The following is a 23,148-nucleotide window of genomic DNA, read 5'->3' on the forward strand; positions in this document are numbered from 1 at the left end:
GCTGAGTGTATCACAGAGCTCAGATGGGATTGATAGTCTCAGCAGCCCAGCCGGTATAGCATTTTTGCGGGGGCAGGGCATAGGCATGGCGCTTGGAAGTAGACAAGCCACAACGAATCAACATTTCCGCTAACCCCACCGCACTGCTGACACCGTCCACAACAGGCACCCCCAATGCCTGGCTCAGGCGCTGATTCAGATCGGCCATGCCGGCACAGCCCAAAATCAGTGTATCGGCTCCTTGCTCCTCGACCGCTTGCTGACACGCCTTGAGAATCCGTTCGTAGGCTTGAGAGGCGGGGTTGTGCAGATCTAAGACGGCAATATCCACGGCGCTGATTCCGGCGCAACGCTGGGCAAATCCATACTTATGCACTAGGTGCTCACTCATCGCCAGGGTGCGGCTCAAGGTGGTCACAATACTGAATTTATGCCCTAACAGACTAGCGCTGTGCATGGCTGCTTCGGCAATGCCGATGACGGGCGCTTGTGCCAATTCGCGTGCGGCATCTAAGCCGGGATCACCAAAGCACGCCAGGATATGTGCTTGGCAGCCGAGCTTCTCTCCAGCGATCACCTGCTCAATGACACCGGTCGTGGCAATGGCTTCTTCCAGATAGCTTTCAATCGAAGGCGTGCCTTGAGTGGGATGGACAGAGCGTAGCTGTACCCCGTGCGAACACACGGCGAGAGCCGCCTGATGAATACACTCGGTCATACCTGGGCTGGTATTCGGGTTGATTAAATTGATCAGCATGATGAGTTCTCGTATACAAAGTTATAAATTAATTTATACAAAAATCATTCCAATCTCCAGAAAGTTTTTCCAGGTGATTCCATGCCTATCTGCAGTATAGAGCACTGGATTGGGTGTTCAATTCTGGTGCGTTTAAGCCAGAGTTGTGAGTCTGTGGTGCAAGAGATGGCCGCCTTTACAGGACTCTTTGAGGAGGTTTTCAAGCGGAGATATGGAAATATCTTTGTTTTTATTGAATACAACAAAAAATACAAAGTTTGTTTTGATTGTTGGCATAAGATCTGCAAAAGCTTGCTTAACTTTACTAGGAGACTTTTTATGCAAGCTTTGAACACTTCATCCAATCCGTCCTCTTTAATGCATCCCTCTTTCTCTATGAAAGCACTGGCGCTGGCAACGCTAGGGTTGCTGTTGCCCTTAACCGCTCAAGCCCAGGGAACCGTTCGTATCGGCATGACGGCCTCGGATATCCCGCTCACCTCCGGTGCGCCCAATTCTGGATTTGAAGGCGTGCGTTTTACGGGGATGACCCTGTATGACGCGCTGGTCAGTTGGGATCTGACACAAACCGATGTTGTGGCCTCCTTGGTGCCCCAGTTGGCAAGTGCGTGGCAGGTGGATGCAGAAGATCCAAGAAAATGGATCTTTACCCTCAGAGAGGGGGTGAAGTTCCATGATGGCTCAGAATTTAACGCCGATGCGGTCATTTTTAACTTCGATAAGATCTTTAATGATCAAGCACCGCAGTATGATGCCCAGCAAGCCGCTCAGGTGGTTGCGCGTCTGCCGGCCTATGAAAGTATTCGTAAACTGGACGAATACCAGGTGGAGATCACCACCAAAACACCAAATGCCATGTTTATTAATCAATTGCCGTTTATGTTCTTCTCCAGTCCAGCACATTGGGAAGCGCTGGGGCGCGATTGGAAAGCCTTTGAGCAGAATCCATCAGGAACTGGGCCGTTTAAGCTGGATAAACTGGTTCCCCGTGAACGGGCTGAGCTGATTCCCAATCCTGATTATTGGAATTCAGAGCGACGTGCTCAGGCAGATCGGATTGTCTTGATCCCGATCCCAGAAGCTAATACGCGTGCCAACGCACTCTTATCACGCCAAGTGGATTGGATCGAAAATCCACCCGCCGATACCTTACCGATGCTGCAAAGCCGTGGATATCAGATCACCAGTAATGGTTATCCACATATTTGGCCTTGGCAATTCAGTTTTGTGGAAGGCTCACCTTGGTTAGATCAACGGGTGCGCCAAGCGGCTAACCTGGCGGTGGATCGTGAATCAATCAAACAGTTGCTGGGTGGGTACATGGTACCGGCACGGGGTTTGTTGTTGCCGGATGATCCTGCCTTTGGGGAGCCAGATTTTGCGATTCAGTATGATCCCGAGGCGGCGAAAGCCCTGTTAGCGGAAGCCGGTTTTGGGCCAGGCAATCCGGTCAAGGCCAAGGTGCTTATCTCGGCATCCGGCTCAGGGCAGATGCAACCTTTACAGATGAACGAGTTGATCCAGCAGCAACTTAAAGAGGTTGGAATCGAAATCAGCTTTGAAGTCTTAGTCTGGGAAACCCTGTTCAATAACTGGCGTCAAGGCGCTAAAGATCCGGCATCGCTGGGAGCGCATGCCACCAATATCACCTTTGCGACCCATGATCCCTTTGCTGCGCTGATCCGCTTTATGGATTCAAAAAATGTGGCGCCGGTGTCCTTGAACTGGGGGCATTATCACAATGTGGAGGTGGATGGCATGATTGCCGATCTGCAAACCACCTTTGATCCAGACGAAAATCTGCGCCTCTACCGTAAACTGCATGAAACCCTGGTCACGGATGCTCCTTTCCTGTTTGTAGCGCATGACACTGGCCCGAGAGCGATGAGCGACAAGGTGAGCGGTTTTGTGCAAGCCAAAAGCTGGTTCCAAGATCTCACCCCCGTGCATATGAAGGACTAAATCAGGTGTTTTGCCAGGGTGTGTAAGCCCTGGCCAAGCTCAGGAGGTAAGGATGTTTGTGTTTATCTTTCGGCGCTTTCTCTTCGCTCTTCCGATTGCTTTGGCGGTTGCTGCGGTGTGTTTCTCCTTGGTGCATTTGGCACCGGGGGATCCACTGACGGCAGTTATTCCCGCCGATGCACCGGCCGAAGTCGTCATCGCGATTAAAGAAGCCTATGGCATGGATCGCCCGCTTTGGATTCAGTTTGTATCCTGGGTGCAAAGGGCAGTGCAGGGCGACTTGGGCGTCTCTGTTGCTACGGGCCGCCCGGTGATGGGGGATATTCAACTGGCACTGAGTAACACCCTCACGCTGGCTTTTGCCTCGGCTTTTCTGGGATTTAGTGGCGGTATTTTACTTGGGGCTCTGGCGGCCGTGTACCGTGGCACCTGGATCGATAAAGCAGCCACCGCGGTAGCGATTACCGGTGTTTCGGTGCCCCATTATTGGTTGGGTTTGATTCTGGTCATCATTTTTTCAGTGCAGCTCGACTGGTTGCCTTCCATGGGGGCGGGGCCAGGGGGCTCTGCAAACTGGGCCTGGGATTGGGCGCACCTGCGTCACCTGATTCTGCCGGCCGTCACCATGTGCTTTATCCCGATGGGTATCGTCACGCGTACGGTGCGTGCAACCGTGGCAGAGATTCTGAATTCTGAATTTGTGACGGCCTTGCAGGCGCGTGGTCTGCGCCGACCTAGGATCACACTGCATATCGCTAAAAACGCAGCGCCCACTGTCCTGTCAGTGATGGGGTTGCAGTTTGGTTATCTCTTGGGCGGCTCGATTTTGGTGGAAACAGTGTTTTCCTGGCCCGGCACCGGATTTTTGCTGAATACTGCGATTTTTCAGCGTGATATTCCCCTGCTGCAGGGCATTATTCTGGTTTTGGCGATGTTCTTTGTGGCCTTGAATCTGCTGGTGGATGTGCTGCAAACCTTAATGGATCCGCGGATTAAAAGGAGCTGATGATGAGCACTCAAGCGAAAAGCTTTGCTTTGGCGGCCGAAACCGCCGCGATCTCCCGAGGTTACTGGAGCACGGTTTGGATGCGGCTGAAACGGGATAAGGTTTCGGTGTTTTGCGCCAGTATTCTATTGGTGCTGGTGATGATTGCACTGTTCGCCCCCTGGATTGCGCCCTATGATCCGAGCCAGGGCACTATGATGAAACGTTTGTCCGCTATTGGCACACCGGGGCACTGGTTGGGGACCGATGAATTGGGTCGCGATATGTTGTCGCGATTGATGTACGGCGGGCAGATGAGCCTGTTGATGGGCTTGCTGCCGGTCTTTATCGCCTTTGTGATCGGCACCGCACTGGGCTTGCTCGCCGGCTTCTTTGGCGGCTGGGTCAATACCTTGATCATGCGCACCACCGATGTCTTTTTTGCGTTTCCCGCAGTGCTGTTGGCGATCGCTATTTCCGGAGCCTTGGGTGCGGGTTTTATCAATGCCATCTTGTCCCTGACTCTGGTGTTTATTCCACCGATCGCACGTGTAGCGGAAAGTGTCACCACGTCGGTGCGTAACCTGGATTTTGTGGATGCCGCGCGTGCCTCTGGCGCTCGGTCTTTGACCATTATCCGCGTGCATATTCTCGGCAATGTGTTGGGGCCGGTGTTTATCTATTCCACTAGCTTGGTTTCGGTCTGCATGATTCTGGCGGCGGGTTTAAGTTTTCTTGGCCTGGGCGTGAAGCCCCCAGTCGCGGAGTGGGGGCTGATGCTGAATACCCTACGTCAATCGATCTACATCCAACCTTGGATCTCTGTACTGCCAGGTTTGATGATTTTTATCACGTCACTCTGCTTTAACCTGCTTTCCGATGGGTTACGTGGCGCCATGGATATTAAGAGGTAAGCATCATGACGAGTGTGTTGCGGGTTCAGGATTTAAAAAAATATTTTCCGCTGGGCAAGGATCTGTTCGGACGGCCTACACAGGTGGTACATGCGGTTGAATCGGTCAGTTTTGACGTTAAAAAGGGCCGTACACTGGGCATCGTCGGTGAATCAGGCTGTGGCAAATCCACCACCGCGCGCTTATTGATGCATCTGATTGAACCGGATGAAGGACGTATCCTGATTCATGGTAAAGAGTATGGTCAGATCGGCGGGCGCCATCCGCTGTCAGAACTGCGCAAACAGATGCAGATGGTGTTTCAGGATTCCTACGCCTCACTCAATCCACGTTTGACCATTGAGGACAGTATTGCCTTTGGTCCCCGGATTCACGGTGTGAAAGAGGTACAAGCACGACAGATGGCGCGTGATCTTCTGGAGAGAGTTGGCTTGAATCCGGGTGTTTTTATCCGCCGTTATCCTCATGAGCTTTCGGGTGGTCAGCGTCAGCGGGTGAATATTGCACGTGCTTTGGCAATTCAACCAGAGATCGTTATTTTAGATGAAGCCGTTTCTGCCCTGGATAAGTCAGTACAGGCACAGGTGTTAAATCTCTTGGCGGATCTGAAAAAAGAGCTCGGGCTGACCTATCTGTTTATCTCTCATGATTTAAATGTGGTGCAGTACATCAGTGATGACGTCATGGTGATGTATTTAGGCCAGGTGGTGGAATCTGGGCCCGTCGAGCAGCTTTATCGCCAGTCGGCGCATCCCTACACGCGTGCCTTGCTGAACTCTGTGCCGGCACAAACCCCGGGGACACGCAAAGACTATATCGTTTTAGAAGGCGATCCGCCCAATCCGATCGCCCCGCCATCGGGTTGTCGTTTTCATCCACGCTGCGAATTTGCACGTGCGATCTGCTCCGAAAAAACACCGGATACAGTTCGTGTAGAGGGGGAGCATCGAGCGGCTTGTTTCCGTCTGCCGCAGAGCGCTGGTCATCAACATTATATTGCTTTGCAGGAGGTGCAGGATGACACCACTCATTGAAGTCAAAAAACTCAATGTCACCTTTCAAGGCGAGGAGGGGCCTATCTATGCGGTGCAGGATGTCAGTTTTGATCTGGCACCTGGCGAAACCTTGGCGCTTCTGGGCGAGTCGGGCTGTGGCAAAAGTGTCACGATGAAATCCCTGATGCGCCTGCATCCTGAGCATAAAACACAGATTTCAGGACAGATTCAGGTGGCCGGACAGGATCTGCTGTCGATGAAATCGAGCGCGCTGTCTAAGCTGCGTGGCAAGACCATCTCCATGGTGTTTCAAGAGCCCATGTTGGCGTTTGATCCGGTCTTCACCATTGGCGATCAAATCATCGAAGCGGTCAGACGGCATGAGGGCTGTAGCCAGGCCGATGCGCGTCAGCGGGCTTTGGAGATGCTGGAACGGGTGCGTATTCCCTCTGCTGCCAAACGCTTAAAAGCCTATCCTCATGAAATGTCGGGCGGGATGCGCCAGCGTGCGATGATTGCCTTGGCTTTGGCTTGTCGTCCGCAAATCCTCTTGGCCGATGAGCCCACCACCGCCCTAGATGCAACCGTACAAATTCAGGTGCTGTTATTGCTCAAGGAGCTGCAGCGGGAATTGGGTATGAGCATGATCTTTGTCACCCATGATGTGGGTGTGGCGATCGAGGTCGCGGATCGTACAGCGGTGATGTATGCCGGTCGCATTATAGAGCAGGGCCCGGTACAAGAGGTCTTGTCACATCCTCAGCATCCTTATACACAGGGTTTGCTGGCCGCGACGGTGCATCCGGGAATGGATCGTCATCAGCCCTTACCGGCGATTCCAGGTTCACCGCCACAACTGCTCAGACGCATGGAAGACTGCGCCTTTGCGCCACGTTGTCCACATGCGCAAGAAGCCTGCTCCTTGCCTTTGCCCGCGGTGGATCATCAAGCGGCGCGTTGGTCACGTTGTATCGCACACACATCGGCTTAGAAGTCTGTTAATCTCAGCAGGGTGGGTGTACGCATTGAGGAAAATTTGAGTGAAAGCGAACTCCAATAAAGTGACTGATAACCAAAGCATCTACGACATGATGTTCGCAGCGATTGCGCATCGAAAATTGCCGCCGGGGTTAAAGCTCTCAGAAGAGCGTTTGTGCCGGGTCTTTGGTGTGAGCCGTACCCGCTTGCGGGAAGTATTTTTCCGTTTGGCGCAGGATCGTATTATCACCCTGAAACCCAATCATGGTGCCTATGTGACACGCCCGAGTGCTAAAGATGCCTTGGAGGTGTTTGCAGCTCGGCGTGCCTTGGAGGTCAGTGTGGTTGAAGTCTTGGCGCTTAAGGCAGATGAAGCGGTACTCACACGTTTGCAGCAGCATCTACAGGATGAAGCTCAGGCGCGAGCAGAAGGCCAGCATGAGCGCTTGACTCAGCTTACCGGCGAGTTTCATCTTTTGCTGGCGGAGCTGACAGGGAATAGCCTGTTTACCGATATCATGCGCCGTTTAACGGCCCTGTCCAGTTTGATTATTTCCCTCTATGACTCACCCAATGCTTCAGCCTGCAAAGACGACGAGCACAGTGAGATCGTGGAGGCGATCCGTACAGCGGATGTTGCGCAGGTCCGTCATCTGATGCTTGAGCATCTGGATCATGTCGAAAAATCGCTGAAAATTGAGGATGAGGATCAGGAGGATTTTGATATCGAATCGGTGTTTTCCGAAATGTTGCGATAAAACCTGCGCAGTAACTCAGGGTTTAAGCAAAGACCACGCAGTTCTTGCCCGATTTTTTGGCCTGATACATCGCTTGATCCGCCAGATGCACCAGGCGATCGGCCTCAGCAAACTCATGCATCGCCAAGAACTTCACCCCTAGGCTGGCGCTGACTTCGAGGGACTGTCCCTGCCAATGCACACTGCGGCAGATTTGTTGGCGTAAGCGCTCCAGGATCACTTCGGTTTCTTCTGGCGAGCTGGGATTAAATAACATTGCAATAAACTCATCTCCGGCCAAACGGGCCAAGGTGTCCTCGTCCCGCAGGCAGCCTTTCATGCGTTGTGCCAAACGCTGCAGCAGATAATCACCGGCGGCATGGCTGAATTGATCATTGATCGCTTTAAAGCCGTCGAGATCAATAAACACGATGGCGAGATTGAGCGCATGACGGCGGGCGCTGGTCAGCGCCTGTTGTAAGCGATCCATAAACAGAGAGCGGTTTGGCAGCTCCGTCAGCGCATCGTAGTAGGCTAAGCGAGTGATGCGTGCTTCATCCTCTTTTTTCTGGGTAATATCGGTAATCAACCCGACATAATGCAGGGTTTGGCCGAAGGCATCCCGCACCGCGCTGACCGTCATATGTTCGACAAATAGGCTGCCATCCTTATGCCGATTCCATAATTCGCCCTGCCAGTGGCCTTGGCTCTCTAGTGTGGCGTGCAGGGCTTGGAAAAACTCGGCTGGATGGTGGCCAGAGTTCAGCAGGCGTGGCGTTTTGCCTAGAACCTCTGCAGCTGAGTAGCCGGTAATATCGGTAAAGGCTTGGTTAACATGCAAAATACGTTCTTGGGCATCGGTGACCATAATGCCCTCGCGGGCATGATTAAACACCGTCATGGCGATGCGTTCGTTCCGGTCACGCTCGTGGCGCAAGATGGCATAACGCAGGGCTTTACGAATTAAGCCGCCCTCCGCACCTTTATGCAGATAATCTTCGGCACCGGCTTCAATCGCGGCCGTGATCAGATCGAAATCATTATCCCCGGTTAACACCACAATCGGGATGTCGACCAGCAGTTCCCGGGCTTTCACGACCGAGGTGATGCCCCAGCTATCGGGTAGGTTGAGATCTAAGAGAATGACATCTGGGCGCCGGTCCTGTTGCGCAAGCAGCTCACCGGCTTGACTAAGGCAGCTGGCGGGATGAAGCACAAAATGGGTATCCGACTTTTCCTGGAGTTGCTGCTGAATCAGGAAAGCATCGCCTGGATCATCTTCGATGAGTAAGACATGAATCTGAGTCAGCTTGAGCTCTGGATAAACAGAAACGGTCATGAGGCCTCTCCTTGTACAGGAGCGGAGGGCAGATGAACCAAGAGCGCCCAGTAGTCGAGTAGTTGTTTGATTTGACGAATAAACAGATCCATGTCTGCAGGTTTGACCAGATAACCCGCAGCCCCTTGTTGATAAGCGGCTTGAATATCACTCTCGGCATCCGAGGTGGTGAGCATCACGACCGGGATGGCCTTTAAAGCCGAGTTTTGTTTGATTTTCTTCAGAAATTCCAAGCCATTCATACGCGGCATGTTGAGATCCAGCAGGATTAAATCTGGATGGGCAAAGCGCTCGCTGGCGAGATGAGGCGACTGTAAAAGCTGGAGAGCCTCCTGTGCATCCTGCGCATGATGTAAGGAGAGATGATGCCCGGATTCTTTTAGAGCCAGTTGCACCAGATAGGCATCGGCAGGGTCATCCTCCACTAGGAGTAAGTGTAAGGGTGATTGCACTCTCATAGCATGGGCTCCTTAATCGCAAACTCTACGCAGACACCAGATTCTTCATTAGGCAGTTTAGCATCGTTGATCCGGATCCAACCGCCATAGAGGGCCAGTATTTTACGTGCCAGCGTGAGGCCAATGCCACTGGAATCCGATTCAGTCTTGGCCGACAGACTGTAAAAGAGCTCAAACACCTTTTCACGAAAATCCGCTTCGATGCCTTGGCCATTATCGCGCAGATAAAAATGTACCCAGCCGCCTTCGGTTCGAGATTGAATCTCCAGTTTTAGGGCCACTTGAGGGCGACTGTAACGACAGGCATTCTCGATCAGCACTTCAAAGATCAGGGATAAAAAACGTCTGGGAAAAAATACATCGGGGAGTGGGGAGCCACAGATAATCTGCGCCGAGCACTTTTTAAGTTGAGGTTCAAAACGCGCCAGACACAGATCCAGAATCTCTTGGCTGGAGACCCAGTCCGCTTTAGGGGGAGGAGCATTTAATGCCAGAAAGCGCTGAATATCATGTACCAGAAGGTTTAAGCGCGAGGATTGTTGTTGCATGAATTCCAGGGCGGTTCGAGTTTCCGGGTCATAATCAAAGCTGCCTTTACGCTGCAGCAACTGGGCATAGGTGACCAGGCGTCGTGAGGGCTCTTGGAAATGATGCGCCATAATTTCATTCAAGCGCTGCAGTTCACGATTGGTTTGAGTTTGTTGCTTAAGCAGGCGCTGTTTGTCTCTTTTCAGGAAAAAGAGCCGGATGGAAATCAAGGCCAGTAATAGAATCAATGCGCCTTGCAGCACCAAAGCAAAATAGATGCGTTGTTGATGCGTTTGGCGCTCTTTATCCAGAAGTTCGACTTGCTCTTGCACTCTGGCTTCAAGGCGATCCTGATAGTGCCAGAGGGCTTGATCCAGATCCCGCCCAGGGGTGATGTCATGAATCACTGAAACTAACAGCTCCTTACCCTCTATCGCATAGAGACGGGTGCGGGATTCCACGGTACGTATCTCACCATCGGCTAAGCGATGGCGAAAGATAAAGTAGTTGCGCGCTTCACTTAAGGCTAATTGCATCTCCTCTTCAATTTGCACCGGGGTTAGGGTGTTGATCTCCTTAATGCTCATCTTTTCTAACGCGCTTTGGCTATAGCCATAAAACCGGGCAGCAGCCTTATTGGCCTTGAGAATGCGTGAGTCCTGCGGATCAATCATTAGCATGATGGAGTCATGTTGCTCAAAAAAACTGAGCAAAGAGTTATCGGCCAGGCGCGATGTTTCCGCTGCGTAAAGGGTGTGACCGCTTAGGCAGCAGAGCAGGGTGATCAAAAGGCGCCGCAGGATCATAGAGAATGTTCCTTAGAGGCATGCTTGCTGTTGAGCTCGGTGAGCTTGTGTTTGGGAAAAAACAGGTGCACACAACAGCCCTGCCCCACCCCTTTTGAGTGAATCTCAATCCGTCCACCGTGGCGCTCGATGATTTTTTTGCAGATAGCCAGCCCTAGGCCATGTCCTTCATATTGGCCACGCGGATGCAAACGCTGAAAGACACGGAATAAACGTGGAATTTGTTCAGGCTCCAGGCCGATACCCTGATCACAAATCTTCCAATGCCAGAAGTGAGCCTCTGCAATGCAGTCGATATGAATCACAGGGGGTTGCTCTGCGGCGGTATATTTTAAGGCGTTACCGATCAGATTTTGAAACAGACGGGTCATCTCATCGGGGCTGGCATAAATCATCGGCCAGTGGTTGCTGCTAGGGTGGATCTTGGCCTGACTGAGTTCAATTTCCGGTTGTAAGAAGTGTAAAGCATCTTCGAGGAGGGTGCGGCTGGAAAGCACCTGCATGGGCTCACCGCGACGGCCAATACGTGAGTATTCGAGTAAGCCTACCAGCATCTGATCCAGGCGTTGAGCGCCTTCTGTGGTAAAGCGCATCATTTGCTCAAGTTCGGCATCCAGTTGGCCCGCCAAACGCCGTTCGATGAGCTGGAGGTAGGAACTGATCATACGCAGCGGCTGACGTAGATCATGAGAGGCCGCATAGGCAAACTGCTCTAACTCGGCGTTGGAGGCTTCCAGGGCGTGTTGTTTTTCTAAGCGCTCGGCTTCGACCTGTTTAAATTCGGTGATCTCCATGTGAGTGCCCGCCATCCATTCCGGTGCGCCCTCAGGGGTACGAGAGATGACTCGGCCACGGTCAAGCACCCAGATCCAATGTCCATCTTTATGGCGCATGCGTGCTTCACATTCATAGCGGTCACGCTCGCCACTGAAATGCTGCAGAAGAGCTGCTTCTGATCGCGCTAAATCTTCTGGGTGTGCAAACTGCATCCAGGTTTCGATTGTGGTCGGGCTGATCTCCTCTAAGCGATAACCAATCATCTGCGCCCAGCGTTGGTTAAAGCGTGTTTCACCCGTTTGTACATTCCATTCCCAGGTACCGACGCCTGTTCCCCAGAGAATATTGAGTAAGCTTTGACGTTCATTCTCCAGCAGGTTTTTTAATTGCAGCAAGGCATCACGTTCTTGGGCGAGAGTGTCTTCAATCTCTTGTTGATGGCTGATATCTGAGATAAAACCGTGCCAGAGAATCGAGCCATCCTCTAAACGTTGCGGGGTTGCGCGTCCTTCCACCCAAATGAAGCGTTGATCCCCCGAGTAGGCACGATAACGGCAGTGCCATTCACTGAGATGAGTGGCCGAAGCCTGAATGCTTTCACTGACTTTGCTTCGATCATCTGGATGGATGCGTGTGAAGATCGCTTGAGCGTCCTCCACGACCTCTTCAGGCGCGATTCCATAAATACGCTTCAGCCCCGCACTGGCATAAGGAAAGCAGGAGTGGCCATCAGGAAAGAGTTGGTATTGGTAGATAACGCCCGGTAAATGGCTGGCAAGCGACTCAATAGAGAGTGGGGTGGATAACTGAGCAACAGAATCAGGCCGCATAAACTAAGCTCACAACACCTTAATGAGCCTTCATCATAACAGCAGCCCTCGCAAGCCCCAAAGTGCAGGATACATTTCCGATACAATTTGTGATCTTCATCAAGCCCTCAGGGGGATGAGGTTTAAACCCGTGGATCGGTCTCGGCTAATAATTGTTCCAAAAGATCGGTGAGGGCGCGTGCTTCTTGATTGAACGTTTCTTGCCAAGGGCCAAGCTCAGGCGCTTGTGTGCTGGCCAGTTGGCAGAGTTTCTGTGCAGACTCATGTAAACGCAGATGATGTTGCTGCAGTCTTGTGTAGATGGCTACTGCAGGGGCCTGTTTCAGCTTCTGTTTTAACCAATGGCCAAAACGACAGGCGCCGGCGTGCATTTCCGGAGGATGTTGGTGATGCCCGGCCAGATAGGCCTCGAGTTGTTTGATCCAGTGTCGATGCTCAACACCGGCATAGAGCAGGGAAAGATCATCGCGCTCCAGCGTAGGGGTGTTTTGCCAAGAGGCAAAGGGCTGCCACTGCGCGAACCAGGGTAACAAACCCTTGGCCGGCATCGGGCGGGCAATGGCATAACCCTGAGCCATTTCACAGCCGAGTTGTAACAGCATCTTGCCATGCGCTTCCGTTTCCACCCCTTCAGCCAGGATTTCGCGCTGGAAAGCGATCCCTAGGCCATAAATCCCCTCCATAATCGCAAAATCCTCTGGATCATCGAGCATGTCCATAACAAAGGTTTGGTCGATTTTTAAGGTTTTCACCGGCAGGTGGCGTAAATAGGCCAAAGAGGAGTAGCCGGTGCCAAAATCATCCAGGGCAAATTCGACGCCCTTGCTGTTGCAATGGCGAATAATTTCAGAGGTTTTTTGCAGATCATGGAAAGCACTGGTTTCCAGAATCTCGATCTCAATACGTGAGCGCGGGACCTGCGGAAACTCGTTGAAGATACTGAATAAACGTTCCGTGAAGTTGTATTGCTGCAGCTGATAAGCACTGATATTCACGCTGATGGCGATATCCTGCCCTTGCTGCAGCCAATCACCGTACTGCTGCATCGCTTCACGTAAGACCCATTCACCGACCTCTATCGATAAAGCATGGTTTTCAATCACCGGCAGGAAATGGAAGGGGGATAAGAGACCGCGTTCAGGGTGTTGCCAACGGATCAAAGCCTCCACCCCCAGCAACTCGCCACTGCGTAAATTCACCTTAGGCTGGTAGTAGAGTACAAACTGGCCATCTTCGAGTGCCTGGCTGATTTCCACCAGCGATTGATGATAACCCCGCACGTTACGATCGTGTTCGGCGTCATAAATATGGTATCGATTCTTACCGTTCAGCTTGGCGTTATACATGGCTTGGTCGGCTTGGCGTAACAGCTGATCGGCTTCCACCTCTTCATCCTGCGGATAAAAGGTCACGCCGAGGCTGGCCGAGACTTGCATGCGATGATGTTCACACATGATCGGCGAAGAGCAGATTTCTAACAAACGATTGAGAATCTGCGTGCACTCATGCACGTTGCTGAATTCCGTCAGCACTGCAACAAACTCATCCCCCCCGATTCTGGAGAGGGTATCTTCACGGCGTAGGGTCTGTTTCATGCGGGTGGCTAAAGCTTGCAGCAGTTGATCACCGAGGCTGTGGCCATAGGTATCGTTGACCTCTTTAAAACCATCGAGGTCGATATAAATCACGGCCAGCACCCGTTGATGCCTTTGGCAGAAAACCATCGCTTGATTCAGACGGTCTGCGAGCAGAACACGATTAGGCAACAGCGTCAGAGCGTCAAAATGTGCCATCTGCTCCAGTTGCTGTTGATAGTGCTTTTGTGCGGTGATGTCACTGAAAATGGCAATCACATGGCGTTGATCCTTGTCTGGGTTTTCCACGCCATTGATGCTTAGGCGGAAACAACGCCGAGCACCGTCCTTACATTGACCACTGACCTCGCCCTGCCAGTGACCCCGCTGGCCAAAATGCTCCCAGATGGGTTGAATAAATTCGACTTGAGCGGGTGCAAAGCTATGGGGTTCTGGGGGTTTATCTAACCACTCCGCTTCCGGATAACCGGTCAATTGGCAGAAGGCTTGATTGACTTCGACCAGCTCTCCGGCAGGGTTAGCGATGACAATCCCTTCGTTGGCATGGGTAAACACCTGGCTGGCGAGGCGCAGTTGATCGGCATTCTCTTTTAAAACACCGGACTGCTCTGTCACCAAGCGTTGTTCCCAGCGCAAACGCCGAGTGAGTCCAAGGAGATAGACGATCAAAAGCGCAAACAGCAGGAGTGTACTGCCAAGTATGATCACCAGCGTCTGGGCATAGTTTTCCCAGATCTGATGCAGGCTGATCGGTTCAACTTCATCAAAGGGGGGGAACTTCAGATCGCGTAATAATTTGTAGATCGCCGAGTAATCTGCGGCAATATCAAATCCACCAAATTGAATCTGTGCTTGGAGTTCAGGATTTTCGGTGGTGGCGAGTAAAAAGCGCAGAACCTTGCGTTGAATATCCCCCTCAACATGTGCCAGCGCAGTGATCGGCCATTCGGGATAGAGGGCGGTTGAGTAGCGACTGGGAAAACGATCGGGTTCTTGTGGATTCAGTAGGGTCAGGGCATGAGCATCTAAGCGCCCCTCCGCGATCATGCGCTCGATTAGGCCGGTACGAATAAAGCCGACATCAGCTTCTCCCGCCAGAAGGGCTTCGATCACACGGTCATGTGGCATCCCCGTGGCTCGGGTATTCACTTGGTGGCTGGGATTGATGCCTTGTTTGAGCAGTTCGTAGGCTTGGGTCAGATAGCCTCCGAGTGATTCAACCGAGACGGCGGCGATGGTCAAGCCTTCAAGCTGATCCAGGCGCTGAATATCCGTGCGCTCAGCTAAGCGCACAATCACCCCACCAAATTGTGTGACCGGTTGACCGCCCTCAAGGTTAATCAAAGTGGCCAGTGGGTCGGGTAATTGAAAACGTTGGGCTAAGAACACATAGTGCGCGGGATTGGTCAGCACAAAATCCACGCTACGTCGGGCTACGGCTTGATTCAGTTCGGGGTAGTTGTACGAGTGGAGATGAAATTCATATTCGGGATAGGTAGCGGTCAAGGCTTCCGCCAGTGGACGCCATTGCGCTTCGACCTGTTCAGCCGGTCGAAACGCTAGAACGGCAATATGCACGGGAGTCACCGCTGCCCAGCTGGTCAGCGGTAAACAAGCAAGACAGACAAGCCTTAGCAGTAAGTTGCAGAGTCTGCGGCGTACCATCAGCCACTATCCATTTCAGTTTCTCGTTTTACTTAGTGTAGCTTAGTGTAGATAGTGGCGACCAAAGCGCTAATCTATTGAGTAAAACTCTTGATCTGGATTCAAAAACGGAACTGTTTGATTGAATTTTCCAGATCCTGTGCCAAACGACTGAGATCCTGGCTGAGGTGTGCGATTTGATCGGATCCCTGCAGGGCTTGCTCGGACGCATGAGTAATGCGCTCAAAGTTCTGATTGATCTCACTGGCGACAGCCGATTGTTCTTCAGCGGCACTGGCAATACGAGTGTTCATATCATTGATCGCAGAAACCGATTGGCTAATCACCTGTAACGAGTGGCCGGCACGTTCCGCTTGCTCGACACAGATCATCGCTTTCTGACGACCTTTTTCCATCACGTTGACCGCTGTGCCGGTTTGGGATTGTGTCTTCTCAATCAGGCTTTGAATGTTGCCTGTGGATTCTTTCGTGCGACTGGCCAGGGCACGCACCTCATCGGCTACGACTGCAAATCCACGCCCCTGTTCACCGGCACGTGCTGCTTCAATAGCAGCATTCAGTGCCAACAAGTTGGTTTGCTCCGCGATATTCGCGATCACTTCAACCACACTGCCGATTTCACGGCTGTCGGCTGAGAGTTGCTGGATCACGACGGTCGCTTCTTCAACACTTTGCGCCAATTCACTGATGGTACTCAGGGTGCGCGCCACCTCCTGATTGCCCGACTGGGTTTCATCATCCGCTGTTTTCGCCAGTTGAGCCGCTTGCAGGGTATGGCTGGCCACTTCATGCACGGTCGAAGACATCTGATTCACGGCTGAGGCACCGTGGAAGGTTTCCTCTTTCTGGCGCTCAACCAACTGCTGGTTTCGTTGCGCGGTGGAGGCCATGTCGGCAGCAGACAGCGCTAAACGCCCAGAGGTTTGGCCGATATGGCGCATCATGTTAGAGAGCTGTTGGGTCAGGGTGGCAACGGCCCCCATCATGCTGTCTTTCGGTGCCTGATCCACGCGCACCGAGAGATCTCCGGCGGCAAATTGGCGGATCAGGCGCGCCGCGACTTCCGGCTCTCCGCCTAGGGTTAGGCGCATGCGTCGAATTAAGCGGTAGGCAATAAACACCCCTAAGACCAGTGCAAAACCGGTGACGCCAAGCATCAGGCTTTTAAAGCCGCTACTTTCACTGCGTACAAACTTCACGCCGGTTTGGATCGAGGCTTCCTGGTAGTCAATAAAGGCATTGATCGCGGCTAACCAGTCGGTATAGCCCTTAGAGGATTGATAGAGGAGATGCTCTTTCGCTTCGTTGATACGTTCGGCGGCGAGCAGATTCAGTGTGCGCTCGGTGGCCGCTAGAGTGGTGTTCTCAATCGTTTTGATGGCGTTTAGCAACTCGATCTCTTGTGCGCTGACCAGATGGCGTTGGGCAAACAGCGCATCCATTTGTTGTGCGGAGTCCTGATAAAACTCATCTAAGCGCTGAATTTCAGCGAGATGGGCACGGCGCTCTTGTGGATTTTGAGTCAACACAGCATCACGCAGAGAGATGGCACGATCATGCACACTGCCGCGAAAGTTGATGGCAAAGCGTTGTTTACGACTGTCGACGTCACTCACTTGCGTCATGGTGGCATCAATCAGGCCGACTTTGACAACACCGATAAGGGTAACGATGACTAACAAACCGAGGAGCAGGCCAAAGCCGAGATACAGACGTTGCAATATACTCATTTAAAACTAGCTCTTTATAATTGTTAAGAAGTGATGAACGTCATCTTACCGAGTCTGAAGAGCCTGTCTAGCCGCGAAAGTACATATTTGTATGATCTTTGACCTTTGTCAGAAACATCTGCAGGAACAAACACCTTTCTGGCAAGGTGTTGAGCTGAGAAGAGTGGTTGATTAATAACAACGCGTCAGCTTTTGTGTTTGCGTCCAGGAGGTGGGAGGTTTCCACTCTTCTACCCAAGCCTGTATCGCTTCTGCTGGCATAGGTTTGGCGATGGCATAACCCTGGCCTAGCTCGCAGCCCATTTCCAGCAGCTTGCAGCCATGGGCTTCACTGGCGACCCCCTCGGCAATCAATTCACGATCAAATGCCAGGCTTAAGCCAAAAATGCCTTCCAGAATCGAAAAATCCTCAGCATCTTGCAACATACCCCGAACAAAGGATTGATCGATCTTTAAGACTTGAGTGGGCAGATGGCGCAGGTAGGTGAGTGAGGAATATCCGGTGCCAAAATCATCTAAAGCAAAGTTCACCCCCATTTTACGGCAGGCATTCAGGGTTTCAGTGACACGCTTGATGTCTTCAAGGGCCACGGTTTCCAGTATCTCGATCTCCAAGGCACCGGCTTTGACCTTGGGAAAAAGCCCAAGTAGGTGCTTCAGACGCTCGGTAAAATCGGCTTGCTGCAGATGGTAACCGGAAATATTCACACTGATGGGGAGATAAAAACCGGTCTTGAGCCAGAGTTGATGCTGGTGCAGCGCTTGCGAAATCACCCATTCACCGAGGGCAATACTCAAAGGATGATTTTCGATCACTGGCAGGAAATAGGCTGGCGCCAATAAACCCTTCTCGGGATGTTGCCAGCGAATCAGCGCTTCCATACCGATGACTTGGCCGCTACGCATATTCACTTTCGGTTGATAAAACAGCACCAGCTCACTGAGGTCGATGGCTCTGCGCAGCTGCTCCAGCAGCTCATTATGCCCGCGAAGATGTTTATCTTCAGAGGAGTTAAACACCATACAACGGTTTTTACCTGCGATTTTGGCGGCATACATCGCTTGATCGGCTTGGCGTAGCAGTTGATCGGCATCCACCTCGTCATCCTGGGGATAAAACGTCAGGCCAATGCTGGCGCTTAGGTGCAAGCGATGGCCGTGATATTCAAAGGGAGTGCGTGCGGCACGTAACAACGCATGCAACAGCGGTTGAATCTCGTCTTTATCCTCTAAATCTGGAATCACCGCTGCGAATTCATCCCCGCCTATGCGCGCCAGTAATGCCGGTTCGGGTAACACTTCGGCCAGAGGTTGGGCGAGAAATCTCAGAAGCTGGTCACCGGTTTCATGCCCAAAACGGGAATTCACACGTTTAAAACCATCCAGATCAATAAAGATAACGGCTAATTGCTTGTGCTGTTTAACTGCTTTCAGCATCTGGCGATTGAGAGTGCGATTGAATAGATTACGATTGGCCAGCTGAGTAATCGCATCAAAATTATGCAGGCGCTTGAGCTCATTGTGAGCCTCTTCCAGGACCTGGCGTGTGTGTGCATGACGGGATTCGATCTGGCGGATTGAGTGCCGATGCCGACGATGCATCCAGTAGGTCAAGCTCAACCAGCCGCCCAGCAATAGACTGATTTCAAGGGCCATTTTTTATTCCTTCTGAATACCAAGCGTCGAGTGTGTGTATCTCAACATCTTGCAGATTGCAGCAAAACCCAATGAGTTGATTGAGTTGTAAGGCATCGGCATGGGTGCTCAAACGCCAACAGGCGGAGATGCCCGATAAACGCTGATGCTGTATCTCCAGCGCCAGGCTTAAGAGTGAATTTTCCAAAAGCTCAAAGGGATCGGGATTCTGAAAAAAATCAGCACAGGAGGTGATATAGATCGCGTAATAGTTGATCGGCGTGGCCTCCTGAGCCGCTTGTATCGGGGTCGGTAAGGCAGAAAAGCGGCTGACCAAGCAGCGCTCCAGATTGAGTTCAAAAAGCTGATAGAGAGCCGCTTTCACTTCGGCCTTAAAAGGCTCCTGTGGAACCTGTCCGCTTAGATAACACTGCAGTAGGTTTTTCAACTTATGAAAACACTGCAGTAGAAAGTGGTAATTTAATCTATCCATCGCATTACGTTGGCGAATCCGCTGTAGTGATTTTTCCAGGGGTTGCATTAGCAGACACACTTCATGCAGGCCAAAGCTATCAGACCAATACTTGATGGTTTCCACTTCTTTTAGGGTGGCAGCAAAATTGAGCTGGACAAATTCATTGCCCTGAATACTTTCCAATCCCTGCTGGATGCGATCGAGACTTTCCAGGCAGAGTTCTAAAAAGGCTTTGCTTAACAATTCTTTATGAATATCCATATGTGTCCTGTTTGACCTTAGTGCGTCCATTCATCATCGGAAGAGGGTGGGGAAGCAAACAAAGAGGAGGCGTGGCAGATCTGGTTGCGCCCTTGGCGCTTGGCTTGGTACATCGCCATATCTGCGACCTTCATCAGAGTTTTTGCGTCCTCAGCATGCTCAGGATAAAAAGCCAGGCCGATGCTGCCACTGATGCGAATTTCACGTTGTTGAAGTTGAAAAGGTTGTTCAAGTTGTAGGCGAATACGTTGAGCAATTTGAATCGCGGCGGGAAGATCACAGGGATAGAGCAGAATATTGAACTCATCCCCGCCCATGCGGGAGACACTGTCCACTTCACGCACACAACGGAGTAAGCGCTGCGCCACTTCGATCAGCAGTGCATCCCCGGCATCGTGGCCGAGCTGATCATTGACCTCTTTGAATTTATCCAGATCGATAAACATCAAGGCCAGTGCCTGTTCATCACGTTTGGCGTTGGCCAGTGCTAAAAGAAGACGATCGTTGAACAGATTGCGATTGATTAAACCGGTCAAACTATCGTGGGTTGCGAGGTATTCAATTTTCTTCTGGGTTTTCTTCAGGTCACTGATGTCGGAAAAAATCAAAATATAACGGTGTATCTGATCTCCCTGCTTAGGCGAACGATTGAGGGTGGCCCAGATCGGAAAGACTTCACCATTCTTACGATGATGAATCAGCTCGCCTTGCCAAACACTCTTCTGCTCCACGTGTGACCAGATATCTTTGTGCTCACTGAATAAATGGCTAAAAAACTGCTCCAGAGGTTGGCCGCTGAGTTCACCACAGCTGTAGCCGGTCATCTCATAACAAGCATGATTACTGCGCTGAATAATTTTGTTGGCATCGGTAATCAGGATGGCTTCACCGGTTTGGTTAAACACCTCGGCGGCTAGGCGTAGATCGCGATTGGCTAGGCTTGCACGGGCCGCCAGTGCCAGTTTTTCACAGAGTTGTGTTAGAGAGTGCTGGATGCGATCGGAAAACACGCCATTGGATTTGCGTAAATAGAGCAAACCAAAATTAGGCAGGTGATACAAATAAAAGGTATCGTCATGCAGGTTAAGCTGTAAGGGTAGCCATTCCTTGAGAAAAGCCATCTGCTCTAGATTGTTTGGCAAGCGCTTCAGATCCAAATGGCCTTCGCGGATACAGCGTTGGCTGAAATGGCGTGGCAGGCTAATTGGATCCAGCCAGACTAAAGGAAGCTGTGCCGCTGGTGCCGCCTCATCATTTAAAGGGTAGCGCGCTTGCATGATCATACCGCCGCTGCAATTCAGAAGTCGAATCATCTTCGCCAGAGTGTTGTGCAACATCTGCTCAAGATTCGGATGACTGCCTATTTCCAATGCAATTTCGTACAGCAGCTCTGTCTCCAGATGACTGTGCATGGACACCTCCCATGTCTTGCATCGGACTTTCCTATATCGAAAAAATAGAAAAATAAGAAAAGTCGGAATATTGTTATGGTAGTTGAGAGTTGAAGTCACTGTCTAGTGATTTTCAAGATCAAGTCAGATACAGCTATATACAAGTGACGATTGATTACATGGCCCACATACGCCTTAATGAGTTGGAATATTGGCCTGACTTCTGGATATTTAAGGAAACGTGATGCAGCATATGGCGACCTTCTTCAATGAAGATAATTCGTACGTGAGCGAGCAGTCGCGACATAAGCCTGGCAATATAGTGCTTTACTTAGACCAGAGCGCACGTGTTATCGATTATCAGGTGGATCCGGATCTGCCGCTGTGGCTGCCTAAGCAACTTCCCTGTCCTATCTCGCAATTTCTTGCACTGCCGAGCCATACACTGCTTGATGCCTTGTCTCAACAGACGCATCAACTGATAGATCTCAACTTACGCCATCGTGATGCCGGGCGTTTAGCTTGCCGTGGCTGGTTAGAGTTCAATGGTTTGGATATACGTTTGAATCTTTTAGATCAAACAGATCTAAGAAAACAACTGGCTGCGCAGGAAACCAGGCTGCGTTGGTTAACACAGAGTCACGAAGTGCTCGAACGCTTACTTTACGTTCAACTGGACCAATTGGAGCTAGAGTCAGAGCGTTTATTAGCGGAAATTTGCCGTTGTTTTCAATTACCCGCAGCGGCTATTTTCATGCAAGATCATTTGACCCAAAAGTTACAAACTTTGCACTGCGTGGCAAGAGAACTGCCGACTCCAGAGTGGTTTGATCCAAAAGAATTTCTCCGGATTAGTGGACAAAAAGCAGGTGTGCGACAGAGTGATGTCTGTTTTTGGGTTGAGCAGAAGCATCCTACCTTGCCCAGCTTATATATGGTGATGTCTTGGCCTTCGACACAAGAGTGGCAACAAACACTGCAAGAGCGTGGCACAGCTTTAATGAATTTATGGTTAGCTGCTCTGCAGCAGCGCCTCCATGAGCGGGCTTTGCAAGAAAGCGAGCGGGCTGCTCGATTGATGCGCGATCAACTGGAGCTGAACTGGTGTGAGTTTTATCCCGAGCGTCATCTGTTTTCTGTGACAGCTTGTTCTGATGATCCTTTATCTCAAATTGAAAATCCAAAAAGTATATCGTTGGATGCTTGGTGGCAATGGATTGTGCCTTCTCAAAGAGAGGGTTTGGCCTTGCACTGGCAAGAATCTCTATTGATGCAGGCACCACTGAAAACTACTTTGAGCCTGATGATCGGAGGGCAACAAGTCGAGTATGCGTTCACTTTAAATTGGCTCCAATCTCCACAAGGGATTCGAGGTATCGGTTGTCTAAGAAACATTCAGCAAGAAATTCAAGTACACCAAGAAGCCGAGCAGGTGGGTAAGCGAATGTCATCCCTGCTGGAAACGACGCCTGCATTGATTTATGTACAGTCTTATGAGCAAGGGGCTTTAAGTCTTAGTTATTGTAATGCAGGCAGTGATCACCTTTTGGGTTGGTCAGAAGAGGCCTTTTGTCAGCAAGGTTTGTTAGCACTTCTCCACCCGGAAGATCGTGATCTTTACGCGCAACGTAATCAGCAACTCTTTCAAAATGGTCAAGCGTCCAGCCAATTGCGCCTGCGTGATGCTGAGGGCGAGTGGCATCATCTGTTAGATGAGGCACGTCTGGTGCGTGATCCTTTGGGGGTGCCGGTTGAAGTAGTGGCCATCGCTTTGGATGTGACCGATCTGCAGCAAGCTCAAGCATCTGCACGCCATTACCATGAGCTGAGTATTCGTGATCCGCTGACGGGGGTGAATAATCCACGCTTCTTGCAACAGCAGCTGCAAGTGGAATTGGCCCGTGCCCAACGCAGTGGAGAGGTTTTCAGCTTGTGTTTACTCGATCTGGATAAGTTTAAATCGGTGAATGATACCTATGGGCATCTGATCGGTGATGAGGTTTTAGTGGGCTTTGCACGGATTATTCTAGAGAGTTTGCGGATTCAGGATCTAGCTTTTCGCTACGGAGGAGAGGAGTTTGTTTTGCTGCTGCCGAACACTGAATTACAGGATGCCTGTTTGGTGGCCGAGCGTTTGCGTGAAACCCTAGAGGAAACGGCGGTATCCTCCTCCTTGCCCGATCTGCGTGTAACGGTGAGCATCGGTGTCAGTGAGTTTCGTATGCAGGATACGGCTTTAACTCTGATGGAGCGTGCGGATCAGGCACTCTATGCCGCAAAAGAGTCGGGACGTAATCAGGTGAAGTTTTCAGCTTAACAGCTTTGTCTAC

17 protein-coding genes are annotated in these 23,148 nt (G+C 51.2%); 7 read left to right on the plus strand and 10 right to left on the minus strand.

Annotation, left to right across the window (positions count from 1 at the left end; all coding sequences use genetic code 11):
• Positions 1 to 19: 19 nt before the first annotated feature.
• Entirely contained in the window at positions 20 to 757 is a 738-nt protein-coding gene (locus E1H14_RS10270) for an aspartate/glutamate racemase family protein (protein ID WP_149391383.1), read from the minus strand.
• A 318-nt stretch (positions 758 to 1,075) separates the two neighbouring features.
• On the opposite strand from E1H14_RS10270, the gene E1H14_RS10275 reads away from it, so the two are divergent.
• Genes E1H14_RS10275 through E1H14_RS10300 form a run of 6 tightly spaced genes read left to right on the plus strand, consistent with a single transcriptional unit; the run spans position 1,076 to position 7,349 of the window.
• Complete coding sequence (locus E1H14_RS10275; RefSeq protein WP_149391384.1) at positions 1,076 to 2,719, plus strand: ABC transporter substrate-binding protein; 1,644 nt, start codon at positions 1,076 to 1,078, stop codon at positions 2,717 to 2,719.
• Positions 2,720 to 2,771: 52 nt separating this feature from the next.
• Positions 2,772 to 3,725, plus strand: coding sequence for an ABC transporter permease (locus E1H14_RS10280; RefSeq protein WP_149391385.1), 954 nt, complete (start codon positions 2,772 to 2,774; stop codon positions 3,723 to 3,725).
• 2 nt (positions 3,726 to 3,727) lie between these two features.
• Positions 3,728 to 4,618, plus strand: coding sequence for an ABC transporter permease (locus tag E1H14_RS10285; RefSeq protein ID WP_235017440.1), 891 nt, complete (start codon positions 3,728 to 3,730; stop codon positions 4,616 to 4,618).
• A gap of 5 nt (positions 4,619 to 4,623) precedes the next feature.
• Positions 4,624 to 5,652: an ABC transporter ATP-binding protein gene (locus E1H14_RS10290; RefSeq protein ID WP_149391387.1), complete on the plus strand. Its 1,029-nt coding sequence runs from the start codon at positions 4,624 to 4,626 to the stop codon at positions 5,650 to 5,652.
• Positions 5,636 to 6,604: an ABC transporter ATP-binding protein gene (locus tag E1H14_RS10295; RefSeq protein ID WP_149391388.1), complete on the plus strand. Its 969-nt coding sequence runs from the start codon at positions 5,636 to 5,638 to the stop codon at positions 6,602 to 6,604. Before E1H14_RS10290 ends, E1H14_RS10295 begins: the two co-directional genes overlap by 17 nt.
• A gap of 49 nt (positions 6,605 to 6,653) precedes the next feature.
• The gene (locus E1H14_RS10300; protein WP_200834090.1) at positions 6,654 to 7,349 is read left to right on the plus strand and encodes a GntR family transcriptional regulator; all 696 of its coding nucleotides are present in this window, start codon (positions 6,654 to 6,656) and stop codon (positions 7,347 to 7,349) included.
• A 22-nt stretch (positions 7,350 to 7,371) separates the two neighbouring features.
• On the opposite strand, the gene E1H14_RS10305 is transcribed toward E1H14_RS10300, so the two are convergent.
• From E1H14_RS10305 to E1H14_RS10345, 9 genes are all read right to left on the minus strand, one after another.
• On the minus strand, positions 7,372 to 8,667 hold the full coding sequence (locus tag E1H14_RS10305) for a diguanylate cyclase (RefSeq protein WP_149391389.1): 1,296 nt from the start codon (positions 8,665 to 8,667) through the stop codon (positions 7,372 to 7,374).
• Positions 8,664 to 9,125, minus strand: coding sequence for a response regulator (locus E1H14_RS10310; protein WP_149391390.1), 462 nt, complete (start codon positions 9,123 to 9,125; stop codon positions 8,664 to 8,666). Before E1H14_RS10310 ends, E1H14_RS10305 begins: the two co-directional genes overlap by 4 nt.
• The gene (locus E1H14_RS10315; RefSeq protein ID WP_149391391.1) at positions 9,122 to 10,459 is read right to left on the minus strand and encodes a sensor histidine kinase; all 1,338 of its coding nucleotides are present in this window, start codon (positions 10,457 to 10,459) and stop codon (positions 9,122 to 9,124) included. The genes E1H14_RS10310 and E1H14_RS10315 overlap by 4 nt, the downstream gene beginning before the upstream one ends.
• Positions 10,456 to 12,066, minus strand: coding sequence for a sensor histidine kinase (locus E1H14_RS10320; protein WP_149391392.1), 1,611 nt, complete (start codon positions 12,064 to 12,066; stop codon positions 10,456 to 10,458). The genes E1H14_RS10315 and E1H14_RS10320 overlap by 4 nt, the downstream gene beginning before the upstream one ends.
• Before the next feature lie 122 nt (positions 12,067 to 12,188).
• Positions 12,189 to 15,326 carry an EAL domain-containing protein gene (locus tag E1H14_RS10325; protein WP_149391393.1) on the minus strand — a complete coding sequence of 1,046 codons (3,138 nt, stop codon included), beginning with the start codon at positions 15,324 to 15,326 and terminating at the stop codon, positions 12,189 to 12,191.
• A 101-nt stretch (positions 15,327 to 15,427) separates the two neighbouring features.
• Positions 15,428 to 17,056 (minus strand): methyl-accepting chemotaxis protein, encoded by a 1,629-nt coding sequence (locus tag E1H14_RS10330; RefSeq protein WP_149391394.1) that lies wholly within the window; start codon positions 17,054 to 17,056, stop codon positions 15,428 to 15,430.
• A gap of 171 nt (positions 17,057 to 17,227) precedes the next feature.
• A complete protein-coding gene (locus tag E1H14_RS10335) occupies positions 17,228 to 18,712 on the minus strand; it encodes a putative bifunctional diguanylate cyclase/phosphodiesterase (protein WP_149391395.1) in 1,485 nt (494 codons plus the stop codon).
• On the minus strand, positions 18,702 to 19,427 hold the full coding sequence (locus E1H14_RS10340) for a hypothetical protein (protein WP_149391396.1): 726 nt from the start codon (positions 19,425 to 19,427) through the stop codon (positions 18,702 to 18,704). Before E1H14_RS10340 ends, E1H14_RS10335 begins: the two co-directional genes overlap by 11 nt.
• A gap of 17 nt (positions 19,428 to 19,444) precedes the next feature.
• Positions 19,445 to 20,839, minus strand: a complete 1,395-nt coding sequence (locus E1H14_RS10345; protein WP_149391397.1) for a sensor domain-containing diguanylate cyclase — start codon at positions 20,837 to 20,839, stop codon at positions 19,445 to 19,447.
• A gap of 223 nt (positions 20,840 to 21,062) precedes the next feature.
• On the opposite strand from E1H14_RS10345, the gene E1H14_RS10350 reads away from it, so the two are divergent.
• A complete protein-coding gene (locus E1H14_RS10350) occupies positions 21,063 to 23,135 on the plus strand; it encodes a GGDEF domain-containing protein (protein WP_149391398.1) in 2,073 nt (690 codons plus the stop codon).
• The last annotated feature ends 13 nt before the right edge of the window (positions 23,136 to 23,148 follow it).

Source organism: Nitrincola tapanii (assembly GCF_008368715.1).
Taxonomy (GTDB): domain Bacteria; phylum Pseudomonadota; class Gammaproteobacteria; order Pseudomonadales; family Balneatricaceae; genus Nitrincola; species Nitrincola tapanii.